Source organism: uncultured Porphyromonas sp. (genome assembly GCF_934359325.1).
Classification (GTDB): Bacteria; Bacteroidota; Bacteroidia; order Bacteroidales; family Porphyromonadaceae; genus Porphyromonas_A.
The window spans coordinates 1-11,978 of the sequence record NZ_CAKRLH010000036.1; the positions used below are offsets into that span (position 1 = coordinate 1).

At 55.4% G+C, this 11,978-nt stretch carries 12 protein-coding genes and 1 tRNA gene; 12 read left to right on the top strand and 1 reads right to left on the bottom strand.

Annotated features, from left to right (window positions below; translation table 11 throughout):
- The 9 genes from Q0F21_RS02610 to Q0F21_RS02650 all read left to right on the top strand — a co-directional run.
- A partial coding sequence (locus Q0F21_RS02610; RefSeq protein WP_297237123.1) for a UDP-glucose/GDP-mannose dehydrogenase family protein occupies positions 1 to 324 on the top strand: 324 nt, incomplete at its 5' end.
- 27 nt (positions 325 to 351) lie between these two features.
- The gene (gene pncB, locus Q0F21_RS02615) at positions 352 to 1,530 is read left to right on the top strand and encodes a nicotinate phosphoribosyltransferase (RefSeq protein WP_297237140.1); all 1,179 of its coding nucleotides are present in this window, start codon (positions 352 to 354) and stop codon (positions 1,528 to 1,530) included.
- A gap of 6 nt (positions 1,531 to 1,536) precedes the next feature.
- Positions 1,537 to 2,499, top strand: a complete 963-nt coding sequence (locus tag Q0F21_RS02620; RefSeq protein WP_297237125.1) for a polyprenyl synthetase family protein — start codon at positions 1,537 to 1,539, stop codon at positions 2,497 to 2,499.
- On the top strand, positions 2,499 to 3,305 hold the full coding sequence (locus tag Q0F21_RS02625; RefSeq protein ID WP_297237127.1) for a TatD family hydrolase: 807 nt from the start codon (positions 2,499 to 2,501) through the stop codon (positions 3,303 to 3,305). The genes Q0F21_RS02620 and Q0F21_RS02625 overlap by 1 nt, the downstream gene beginning before the upstream one ends.
- A gap of 176 nt (positions 3,306 to 3,481) precedes the next feature.
- Positions 3,482 to 3,569, top strand: a tRNA-Ser gene (locus Q0F21_RS02630).
- 133 nt (positions 3,570 to 3,702) lie between these two features.
- Positions 3,703 to 4,530: a MotA/TolQ/ExbB proton channel family protein gene (locus Q0F21_RS02635; RefSeq protein WP_018107501.1), complete on the top strand. Its 828-nt coding sequence runs from the start codon at positions 3,703 to 3,705 to the stop codon at positions 4,528 to 4,530.
- Between the two features lie 6 nt (positions 4,531 to 4,536).
- Positions 4,537 to 5,037: a hypothetical protein gene (locus tag Q0F21_RS02640; RefSeq protein ID WP_297237129.1), complete on the top strand. Its 501-nt coding sequence runs from the start codon at positions 4,537 to 4,539 to the stop codon at positions 5,035 to 5,037.
- Positions 5,038 to 5,061: 24 nt separating this feature from the next.
- Positions 5,062 to 5,655 carry a biopolymer transporter ExbD gene (locus tag Q0F21_RS02645; RefSeq protein ID WP_297237131.1) on the top strand — a complete coding sequence of 198 codons (594 nt, stop codon included), beginning with the start codon at positions 5,062 to 5,064 and terminating at the stop codon, positions 5,653 to 5,655.
- Between the two features lie 28 nt (positions 5,656 to 5,683).
- Complete coding sequence (locus Q0F21_RS02650; protein WP_025082126.1) at positions 5,684 to 6,160, top strand: biopolymer transporter ExbD; 477 nt, start codon at positions 5,684 to 5,686, stop codon at positions 6,158 to 6,160.
- 1,027 nt (positions 6,161 to 7,187) lie between these two features.
- Here the strand turns inward: Q0F21_RS02650 and Q0F21_RS02655 are convergent.
- Complete coding sequence (locus Q0F21_RS02655) at positions 7,188 to 7,586, bottom strand: START-like domain-containing protein (protein ID WP_297237133.1); 399 nt, start codon at positions 7,584 to 7,586, stop codon at positions 7,188 to 7,190.
- Between the two features lie 274 nt (positions 7,587 to 7,860).
- On the opposite strand from Q0F21_RS02655, the gene glgP reads away from it, so the two are divergent.
- The 3 genes from glgP to Q0F21_RS02670 are packed head-to-tail and all read left to right on the top strand — an operon-like array spanning position 7,861 to position 11,863.
- The gene (glgP, locus tag Q0F21_RS02660; protein ID WP_297237135.1) at positions 7,861 to 10,437 is read left to right on the top strand and encodes an alpha-glucan family phosphorylase; all 2,577 of its coding nucleotides are present in this window, start codon (positions 7,861 to 7,863) and stop codon (positions 10,435 to 10,437) included.
- Between the two features lie 25 nt (positions 10,438 to 10,462).
- The gene (locus tag Q0F21_RS02665; RefSeq protein ID WP_297237137.1) at positions 10,463 to 11,140 is read left to right on the top strand and encodes a phosphatidylserine decarboxylase family protein; all 678 of its coding nucleotides are present in this window, start codon (positions 10,463 to 10,465) and stop codon (positions 11,138 to 11,140) included.
- 9 nt (positions 11,141 to 11,149) lie between these two features.
- On the top strand, positions 11,150 to 11,863 hold the full coding sequence (locus Q0F21_RS02670; RefSeq protein ID WP_297237138.1) for a CDP-alcohol phosphatidyltransferase family protein: 714 nt from the start codon (positions 11,150 to 11,152) through the stop codon (positions 11,861 to 11,863).
- Positions 11,864 to 11,978: the final 115 nt, after the last annotated feature.

The window sequence follows — 11,978 nt, forward strand, 5'->3', positions numbered from 1 at the left end:
GACATGCGGGAGGCGACCTCTATCGTGGTGATCCGTCAGCTGATCGAGGCGGGGGCGGAGGTGGTCGCCTGCGACCCGATAGCGATCGAGACGGCGAAGCGAGTGCTGCCGGACGGAGTACAGTACACGAGAGATCTCTACCGGTCAGTCGAAGGGGCGGATGCTCTGCTGCTCCTGACGGAGTGGAAGATCTTCCGGCTCCCCAATTGGCCCCGGATCAAGGAGCTGATGAGGGGAGACGTGGTGATCGACGGACGCAATATCTACGATCCCTCCGATGTGAAGCGAGTAGGGCTGCGGTACGACGGTATCGGCAGACGATAAATTCAGCACCTATATATAATGAGTGGAATGATCATTCGGAGCATCCTGGACACGGATCTCTATAAGTTTACGACCGGGTACGCGTATATGAAGCTTTTCCCCAGAGCGTGGGGAAGGTTTGAGTTCATCGACCGCAACAACCTGGTTTACCCGGAGGGCTTTGCAGAGAGCCTCCGACAGGAGATTGTGCGGATGAGCGAGCTGCGGCTGACACGCGAGGAGGCGGACTTCCTCCGACAGGAGTGCCCCTACCTGCCACCCCTTTACATAGACTACCTCAATGGCTACACCTACGACCCGGAGGAAGTTACGATCGATCAGGATGCGGAGGGTCACCTCCACATATCAGCAGAGGGCCTGCTCTACCGCATCACGCTCTGGGAGACGCCGATCCTGGCGATGGTGTCGGAGCTATACTATCGGGAGACCGGTCAGCAGCCCGATCTGGAGCTGACGCGCTCCAAGGCGCTCGAGAAGGCTCGGGCCATGCAGGAGCACGGACTACAGGTGAGCCTCTTCGGCATGCGGCGACGCTTCAGTAGCGAGGTGGAGGATCTGGTGACACGGATCCTCTGCGAGCATGGGGGGAAGTACTTCTTCGGCACCAGCAACGTCTTCTACGCAATGAAGCACGGCATCCGCGTCACCGGGACCCATCCTCACGAGTGGGTGCAGTTTCATGCAGCAATCTACGGCTACAAGATGGCCAATTATATGGCTATGGAGGACTGGATCGATGTCTATGACGGAGACCTCGGCACGGTGCTCACCGATACCTTTACCACCGACGTTTTTCTCCAAAACTTCTCCAAGAAGCATGCAGCACTCTTTACCTCCCTACGTCAGGACAGCGGCGACCCTCAGACCTTCACCGACAAGGTGCTGGCGAAGTACCGGGATCTGCGGATAGATCCGAAGACGAAGTATCTCGTCTTCTCCGACGCCCTCGATGTGGATAAGGCGACGGCGATCAAGGAGTACTGCGACGGGAAGATCAGGGCGACCTTCGGGATCGGAACCAACCTGACCAATGATGTCGGGCATGGGATCAAGCCGATGAATATCGTGATGAAGCTCTTTGCCTGCAAGCTTGACGAGAAGATGCCGTGGCAGGACACCGTCAAGCTCTCCGACTCGGTCGGGAAGCATACCGGTGAGCCGGAGGAGATAGATCTTGCGATGAGAGTATTACGTATCGAGGAATAAGAGAAAATGAATATAGATAAGGAGATTGACCAGCTGGTCGACATTATAGGTGAGGAGGTGGAGCAGCTCGCTGCTCGGGAGCCGCACGGGCTCTATGAGCCGATCCGATATATCCTCTCACAGGGAGGGAAGCGTCTCCGGCCGCTTCTTGCGCTGCTGACTTACCGCGCTTTCTGCCCAGAGGGCGCGGCGGCGGAGGTGGCACCGGTGATGAAGGCTGTGGAGACCTTCCACAACTTCACCCTCATCCACGATGACATCATGGACGATGCGCCGATGCGCCGCGGGGAGCCCACGGTCTATAAGAAGTGGGGCGCCAATGTCGGGATCCTCTCCGGTGATGCGATGCTGGTGGAGGCGTACCGCTGCCTGGAGTCGATCCGCCCGGAGTACTTGGGGCAGATCTTCTCGCTCTTCAATACGATGGCCGATGCGATCTGTCGCGGGCAGCAGTATGACCTCGAGTTTGAGACCACGCCGCTCTCCTCGCTGACGATAGGGAGCTATCTCCGGATGATCAGCCTCAAGACGTCGGCGCTCTTCCGCGGGAGTATGGTGATGGGGGCGACTGTCGCCGGCGCTTCGGTCGAGGATCGGGAGCACGTTGCCCGTGCGGCAGAGCTGATGGGACTAGCCTTCCAGATTATGGACGACTACCTCGATGTCTACGGCGAGGCGAAGTTTGGTAAGCGCAAGGGGGGAGACATTATAGATAGGAAAAAGACTTGGCTCCTTCTCCGTCTCTACGAGTGCGACCCGAAGCGAGCGGAGGAGGCACTCGCCATCGAGAGCGAGGCAGACCGGATTGCGTCTGTGACCAATCTCTACGAGCAGTGGAATATCCACGCAGAGGCACTTAAGGAGGTCGACCGGTACACCGAGGCGGCTCTCGAGGAGCTGCGTGCACTCTCGGTCGATACCTCCGCACTCGAGCATATCATCTCTACATTGACTGGAAGAGCCGTCTGATGTATCCGCTCATTGATACGCACGCTCACCTCTACTCGGAGGAGTTTGACGACGATCGCCCTGAGGTGATCCGTCGCTGTCGGGAGGCGGGTGTCTCTACGGTTCTGCTCCCCAATACCTCACGAGAGTACATCGGTCGCCTGAGGGAGACGGTGTCCATGGCGCCGGATCTCTTTGTCCCTATGATCGGTCTCGAGCCTACCGATGTGGGCGAGGACTGGGAGGCGCAGCTGGAGGGGCTCGAGAGGGAGCTCCGGACAAACCCGGGGTACTACCGGGGTGTCGGAGAGATCGGACTGGACTACTACTGGAGCTTGGAGTGGAAGGAGCAGATGATCGAGGCCTTCCGCCGTCAGGTGGAGTGGGCGAGGGAGTTTGCCCTTCCGATGAGTATGCACACGCGTGCCGCCGTGCCGGAGACGGTGAAGCTCCTGAGGGAGTGGGGTGTCGAGGGATTGCGAGGCGTCTTCCACTCCTTCTCCGAGTCGGAGGAGGATCTGGAGGCGATCCTCAGCCTTGGAGAGCAATTCATGGTGGGGATCAATGGCATCGTCACTTTCAAGAACTCCCGACTCCGTGAGGTGATTAAGGGACACCTGCCACTTACCCGTCTTGTCGTGGAGACCGACAGCCCGTATCTCTCACCCGAGCCAAGGAGAGGACGTCGAAATGAATCTTCGCACATTGTCCATACTGTGAGGTGCTTAACCGACATATATGAGGTCAGTGAGGCCGATATGCGTCGTCAGCTTTTTGCCAATTCTCGTAAAATGTTTAATTTAGCACCTGTAACCGCCGATCCTTAGGGCGAGTCGGGCGGAGGGGCAAACTTTTTTCGTCAAAAGCGCCAACTTTTTGGTGTGGTTGGAGGAAATAAGGTAGATTTGTACGATCATTGAGTGATAGAGTTGCACGGACGGAGGTTCGGCGCCGTTAGTCCGGGAGGGATAACTCACTGTGGGGGAGATGATCACATATATAAGGAGAGATGCTCGAGTGGCTGAAGAGGCACGCCTGGAAAGCGTGTAAACGTCAAAAGCGTTTCGAGGGTTCGAATCCCTCTCTCTCCGCAAAAGGGGGTATCCTTGCTGCAGAACCGGGCAGAGGAGACTAACCGAAAGTACCTCGTCAAGGCTGAATGGAAGCGAAACCACCTAAAGACATTGTTTTACCAAAAATCACTAATCTTAAAAAGAACTTACAATGAAAAGATTTCTAGTAAGCATCGCCTTGGCCGGTCTTATGACGGTGGGGTTTGCCGGTGCATCCTTTGCACAGGACGAGGCTACAACAGAGCCTGAGGCTACCGAGCAGGCAGCTCCCGCTGTTACTGAGGCTGAGACTCCCGCTACCGAAGTACCTGTGGCTGCTGAGAGTGAGGGTTTCCACCAGGCACTTAAGACTAAGTTTATCGAGGGTGGTCCTGGCTTCATGGCCATCATTTCTCTCGTTATGATCCTCGGTCTGGCATTCTGCCTCGAGCGTATCATCTACCTGAACCTTGCCGATACCAATAGCAAGAAGCTCCTCGATGAGATCCGTGCTGCCCTCGATCGTGGTGACGTCAATGGCGCCCTCGCTATCGCTCGTGACACACGTGGTCCTATCGCATCTATCGCTTACCAGTCCCTCCTCCGCATCGATCAGGGTCCTGAGGCAGTAGAGCGCGCCATCACCGCTTACGGTGGTGTACAGGCCAGCCTCCTCGAGAAAAACATGTCCTGGATTACCCTCTTCATTGCCCTCGCACCGTCACTCGGATTCTTCGGAACCGTGATCGGTCTTGTACAGGCCTTCGATACGATCGAGCAGGTCGGTGATATCAGCCCGACGGTCGTTGCCGGTGGTATGAAGGTCGCCCTGATCACCACCATCTACGGTCTTATCGTAGCGATGATCCTCCAGGTGCTTTACAACTACATCCTCTCTCGCTATGAGAGCATCCTGAGTGACATGGAGGACGCTTCCATCACTCTCGTGGATTATATGATCGATTTCACCAGCAAGCGCGGAGTACAGCATCGTATCTAAACAATCATGGCAGTAAAGAAAATTCGTAAAATATCGAGCACTGTCCTGATCGTTCTGGCACTCTTCGGCGTCGTGGCCTTCGGTATGACCGTCTTCGGCGGTTACGTTGACCCCAATGCTGAGTACCCCGAGCCCGTATTCACCAATGTACTCCTCTACACGGTGTACGGTATGGTCGCCATTGCCTTCCTGGCAATGATCATCTTCGGAATCGTCGGATTTGCTCAGTCCTTTAAGACCAATCGCAAGGCTGCTCTCGGCGGTCTCGGTGCGCTCCTGGGACTGATAGTGCTCATGGTCATTGCCTACTTCGTAGGTAGTGACGCACCACTTCGCGTGGGTGTGGATGCTCAGCAATTCAACACCCCGTCCTGGCTGAAGCTGGCTGATATGTGCATGTTTACCATCTATGCACTCATTGTGATTAACGTCCTCGCACTGATCGTGACCTCGTTCATGTCCGCAGGACCCAAGCAGCACGCATCAGCATCTGAGAGGAAGGCTTAAGTAACATCGTAAAAGAACAATACTATGGCAGGAAAAACAAAGAAGGTGCCCAGTATCAATGGGTCCTCGACTGCGGATATTTCTTTTATCATGCTACTTTTCTTCCTTCTGACCACCTCCATGGGCTCAGATAAGGGTATCGCTCGTCAGCTGCCCCCTGCACCCACCGAGGATCAGCAGGACGTCATGATCGACGTCAATAGGCGTAACATGCTGCGCGTACTGGTGAATAGTAATGGTCAGATCCTTGCCAATGGCGAGGTGATGACGATCGATCAGCTCAAGCAGAAGGTGAAGGACTTCGTGCTCAATCCCACGAACGACCCGACCCTCCCCGAGCTGACGCCGGAGGAGTTCCCCTACATCGGACAGCAGATGGTGACGAAGAATCACGTCATCTCTCTGACCAATAACGTGGATACCAAGTACTCCGACTATATCGCAGTGCAAAACATCCTCACCAAGGCTTACAATGAGCTGCGTGAGGAGATGGCGCAGAGGCAATGGAACAAGTCCTTTGAGGATCTTCCCAAGGAGTACCAGGAGGTACTCGTGGATCGATTCCCGCAGAAGATCTCTGAGGCTGAACCACGTGAGTACGGCTCGCAGAAGAAGTAATCATCTTGAGCAGAACTAAAGAAGTAGTATGAGTAGATTTACCAAAAAGGGTGAGAAAGAAGTTCCAGAGCTGAACACCATGTCGCTCCCGGACTTGATCTTCTCTCTGCTGTTCTTCTTCATGATCGTCACCACCGCACGTGAGGTGACCCTGAAGGTGCAGCTACGTCTCCCCAAGGCTACCGAACTTACCAAGCTCGAGAGAAAGTCTCTTGCCACCTTCCTCTACATGGGTGTTCCGCTGAAGCAGTATCAGGCCAAGTATGGTACGGAGGCTGCTATCCAGCTCAATGATAAGTTTGCATCGCCTAATGATATCTTTGACTTCATCGCACAGGAGAAGAACTCTATGTCTGAGGCTGACGCCCAGTACATGACGACGATCCTGAAGATCGACGGAGACACAAAGATGGGTATCGTAACAGAAGTCAAGCAGAAGTTGCGTGAAGCTAACGCGCTAAAGATATTCTACTCCAGTGTGCCTGATACCGAGGTAGCTCAGTAAGGGTACAGGGAGCCGCCGAAGCCTTTCTTCGGACGGATAATCACACCTACAGCAGGGATCTCTCCACCGTGAGGGGTCCCTGCTTTTTTTTTGTGCTGTTTGGTGCCGATGTGATGGAGGTCGTGGCGACGTAGGGCCTGACGTCACTCTAATACCGGTATTAGCCGTCACTATTACCGGGTTTAGTGTTGTCTAATACCGGTAATAGATATTTCCCTTGAGGGTGTCGGTTTCGCACCCTGTGAGAGAGGCTGATCACGGGTGTGCTGTCCGTCTGCCGTTGTGGTGATGAGGAGGGAGTTGGGTGGGCGGTATATGGCAAAAAAGATGGGACCACGCTCACGCGCAGTCCCAATCGAAAAAACTTGTTTAATGAAATTAACGCATCTGATAAACAAAACCTTTATCTCTCTAGTCCGATAGGCGGACTATATTACACACTTCTCCGTCTTACAATTGGGTGGAGAGCCCTTATACAGTATCATATCTTCTGCTTGTCTGTTACCCTATGATGAGCAGGTGTCGGATTGGTTTAATCACCCGGGCGGAAAAATCCTCTTTGAGACCTTTGCAAAACGTCCCATCTGCGGCGTCACTTTCGAGATTCGGGCTTGGTCATGTGCGTATGCACACTCCCTTTGCCCTCACTCTCAGTTCCTTGCATCTGTGGTATTCTACAAAGCCCCTGCCGAAAAAGCGGTGCTCTTTCGGCGAAAGAACATTTTGCAAAGGTCTTTTTTCTCTTATGCTTGCGGTCGTCCGTCTGATTTCTCTTACTCTCCGATGTATGATGAGCGGGCATACCTCCGGGTGCTGTCACCGTGCTTACTGGCGATCCCCGGATGCGTCACATCTGTATAAGCTTCGGGGCAGGTCGGGGGTGACGCTTTGTGGCTGTTTCTCTTACGTATGGGTGTGCGTGGAGAGCCCTTAGTATCGGAGATGTACTAGCGGGTCTTTCTGTATATGACCGGTGATATGATCTGCGGGCTACTCCGCAGATCATAGCAGGTGTCACAGATCGTCGTCAGCTTAGTCCGAGGGAGAGTCTCAGCTTGCGGCGGTGGTTGCTCCAGATCTTCTGCAGCGTGGCGGGCTCGAGGTGCTCATCGTGGTCATTGACCATAAGAGAGACGAAGTGCGACAGCTCCGACACGACGATCTCCATCCGCACAAAGCTTGTGGGGCAGTCGTTCCAGTTCCACTGGATATACTCACCCTTCTTCAGATCGGTTACCGTTGCGGCGCGGTCGTCACCGGTCTCGTCCCAGAATACATGGATCTTCCTGAGCGAGACATCCACTCTCGGGGCTATCCACTCCGATAGACCCCTGGCGGTCGAGATTTGGTTCCATACGCTTTGCGGAGATGCGTTGTCGAGGTCGATCTCTATCTTGAAGCCTTCTCCGTGTGAGGTCCTTGCCATAGCATTCTATCATTAGTCTTACTTACTAGTGCAATATAGCCATTTCCTCGTATTATAGGACAATATAAGGAGCAAATCTGTCCGTATGGGGTGACAGGATCTCCTTTTGGACTACTTCCTACCTGGTATTTCACTCTGGGGGACAGATGCTTATATGGCGTACCTGGAGTGCGCTAAGGGATGATCTTTGATCCGAAGTCTATGAGGCTCCTCGTGGTTTGTAAAGTATTAAGTAAATTTGCTCGGTTACTATCCGCATAATAAGACTATAACTATGATAAGGAGTAAGGAGGCTAATCAGCCCGTCTGGAGAGATATCACAGCACTCTCCGACCTACCGCAATCGCTACAGCAGCTGGAGGAGCTCGCCAATAATCTCTGGTGGGTATGGAACGCTCCGGCGCGCCATCTCTTCAGGGATCTTGATCCGATGGTCTGGTACCACTCCAAGGGGAATCCGGTCCACGTCCTCCATACACTCTCTCAGAGTCGTATCGCCGAGCTGACTCAGGATCAGGACTTCCTCGCGAGGCTCTCACAGGTCTACGAGAGCTTCAGAGCCTACATGGACCAGCCGATGCGGGACGACCTCCCCTCTGTCGCCTACTTCTGTATGGAGTACGGGATCACCAATATCCTGAAGATCTACTCCGGCGGTCTCGGCATCCTCGCCGGTGATTACATCAAGGAGGCGAGTGACTTCGGTGCCAATATGGTAGGCGTCGGCTTCCTCTATCGCTACGGCTACTTCGACCAAAAGATCACTGCCGACGGACAGCAGGTGGCGGAGTATAAGGCTCAGGACTTCGAGGATCTGCCGCTTACACTGGTGCGTGACGACAATGGCGCACCGATGATACTTCGTGTGCCCTTCAACGGCTACGAGGTCGCTGCGCAGATCTGGCGTGTCGACGTGGGTCGGGTGAAGCTCTACCTGATGGATACCGACATCGCAGAGAACTCCGAGTGGGATCGTCAGATCACTCACCAGCTCTACGGAGGCGACTGGGAGAACCGTATGAAGCAGGAGTATATGCTCGGCATCGGCGGTGTGCAGATGCTCCGTCTCCTCGGCATCGAATCTGATGTCTATCATGCCAATGAGGGACACGCAGCCTTTATGGGTCTGGAGCGGATGGCACACATGGTCGAGGGGGGGCTCGACTTCGACCAGGCGCTGGAGCTGGTCCGCTCTTCCGGGCTTTATACCTGCCACACGCCGGTACCTGCCGGACACGACTACTTCGACGAGTCCCTCTTCGCAAAGTATGTAGGCCACTACGCCGACAAGCTCCACATCTCCCTCCAGGAGCTGACCGACCTCGGTCGTGAGGTCCCGGGATCTCATGAGAAATTCTCGATGAGTGTCCTGGCACTTAATACCTGCCAGGAGGCCAATGGGGTAAGTAAGCTCCATGGCCAGGTGTCGCGTGAGATGTTTGCCCCCGTATGGAGAGGGTACCTCCCCGAGGAGCTGCACGTTGGATATGTGACCAATGGTGTGCACCTGCCCACTTGGATGGCCTCGCCCTGGTCTGATCTGATGGAGAAGAGCATCGGCGACGACATCCTGGCTGACCAGGACAGCCTCGAGCTGTGGGATAAGGTCTGGCAGACGCCCGACAAGGATGTATGGGAGCGGAGACTGGAGCTCAAGAGTCGCCTCATCGAGTACCTCCGCCGCCGCTACGAGGCACATATGGGCGACTTCAATCAGGATCCCACCATGCTGATGTCCTTCCTCGAGACGCTTACTCCGAGGACGCTGCTCATCGGATTTGGTCGTCGCTTCGCCACCTACAAGAGAGCGCACCTGCTCTTTACCGACCTCGATCGGCTCTCCAAGATCGTCAATGACCCCGAGCACCCGGTGATCTTTATCTTCACAGGCAAGGCACACCCCGCCGATGGCGGCGGTCAGGGGCTGATCCGACATATCTTCCAGATCTCCAAGCGTCCCGAGTTCCTCGGCAAGATCCTCTTTGTCGACAATTACGACATCCGTGTGTCCCAGTTCCTCATCCCGGGCGTGGATATTTGGCTCAATACGCCGACCCGTCCGCTCGAGGCCTCAGGTACCTCGGGTATGAAGGCGCTGATGAATGGCGTGCTCAACTTCTCCGTCCTGGATGGCTGGTGGTACGAGGGCTATGTCAAGGGCGGAGGCTGGTCGCTTACCGAGAAGATCACCTTCTCCGACACCAATCTGCAGGACAAGCTCGACGCTGCGACCATCTACCGTATGCTGGAGGAGGAGATCATCCCGCTCTACTACGACAATGATAAGGAGCAGTCCTACTCAGAGGGCTGGATCCATGCCATCAAGACAGCCACCTCGCAGATTCTCCCTCGCTTCACGATGCGACGGATGATCCGTAATTACTTTGACCGATTCTACAATCAGCTCGGAGAGCGCAGTGCCATGCTCCGTGCAAGTGACTACAGGCAGCTCGGTCGTCTCCTTGAGTGGGAGCGCCACGTGGCTCAGTCGTGGTCTCACCTCGAGGTGGTGGATACCCGAATGATCAAGGACGACGGCACCCTGATAAACAACTTCACCGTGGGCGGTATCGCACGGGGAAGTGTCACGGTCGACCTGCACGATCTGCGCAGTGACCTTGCTGTCGAGCTGATCATCGCACGCGAGGATACCAAGACGAAGAAGCTTCACCTCGCCAGCAAGCAGACCTTCCACCTCGTCTCCGAGGAGGGATCCCGCAGACGGTATGAGCTCAAGGTGGATATTGATCTCCCCGGTACCTATAAGGTAGCCACTCGCATCACTCCGACCCATGAGCTGCTGGCACACCCGATGGCTCTGGGGTATATGAAGTGGGTCACCATCTTCTGACGCACGCATTGGCACTGCTTGAGGAATGAAAATTCACCACGAGGGTACGACCTTCTTAGTCGCAGCGGGGCTCTTCCTCAGCTTCCTCTGCCTCTACATCTACTTGGTCGTGGAGCAGAGGTGGCCCTTCTGGCTCTCCGTTGTGGTGAGTGTGGTGTTGCTGGGCATTGCCTTCAATTTCTACCGCTCTCCACGCCGCATCCACGGCAAGCCGACGGACGGACTGGTACTCGCCTCGGCGGATGGGCACATTGTGGCGATCGAGGAGGTGGATGAGCCGGAGGTCCTGGGCGGGCGGTGTCTGATGATCTCCACCTTTATGTCCCTCTTCAACGTCCATGCTCAGTGGGTACCGGTGGCGGGCGAGGTGACCTATGTGCGTCATCACCGTGGCAATCTCTACGCCGCCTATGTCCCTAAGAGCAGTACGGAGAACGAGCGCTCCACCGTCGAGATCGTCACTACCGAGGGACACCACATCGTGGTGCGCCAGATCGCAGGAGCGATGGCTCGTCGCATAGAGACCTACCTCAGAGAGGGGGAGACGTGCGCCATCGATGACCAGCTGGGCTTTATCAAGCTCGGCTCTCGGGTCGATATATTCCTCCCGCTGGGAAGTAAGCCGCTGGTGGATCTCGACGAGCCGGTTACCGGTAACGTCACTGTGCTGGCGGAGCTGCCTCCCCGTGAGACGTCTAAGTAAATAGAAGCTATGGCAAAGCAGATCTATAAATACATCCCCAATCTCCTGACGCTCTCCAACGGGCTCTTCGGAGCGCTCTCCATCGTGATGTACCTCACGGTCTCGCTCCGGGCGGCGCTCTGCTGCATCGCCGTGAGCCTGATCGCCGACGTGCTCGATGGTATGACTGCGCGACTGCTCCACGCTACGTCAGACATTGGTGGTGATCTAGACTCCCTCTCTGATGTCATCTCCTTCGGTGCCGCGCCGGCGATCTTGCTGACGCTGGTACTAAGGGGACTGGGCTGGGGTGTCGCTTGCTGGGCGCCTCTGCTGGTCGTGCCTGCCTCGATATATCGTCTGGCGAAGTTCAATAACGACCCTCGTCAGACCACCTCCTTCATCGGTCTGGCTACTACCGGAAATGCTGTGATGCTGGCACCGCTGGCGCTCTTCTTCGAGAGCCACGCTGTCTCGCCCACGCCGCTCTATCAGGTCCTCTTCGTCCTCTTTATGATCATCGATGCCTGGCTTCTGGTTTGCGAGGTGCCGTTCTTCGGGCTCAAGCAGCTCTCCAAGGGCTGGCGAGCCAATATCGGGCTCATCATCGTCGTCTTTGCAGCGATAGTGGCACTGATCCTCTTCGGTATCGAGGGGATCGCCTGGGCGATGATGCTCTATATTTTGCTTAACTTAATCACGTGGCTGACTCACAAGTCAGGCGCAAAATCAACAATCCAATGAAGATAAACGATAAGTCCTACGTCCGCGTACAGTATAAGCTCACCGAGGTAGCTCCCGACGGCTCCGAGACCTTTGTCGAGGAGACGACTGAGGATCGTCCCATGGACTATGTCCA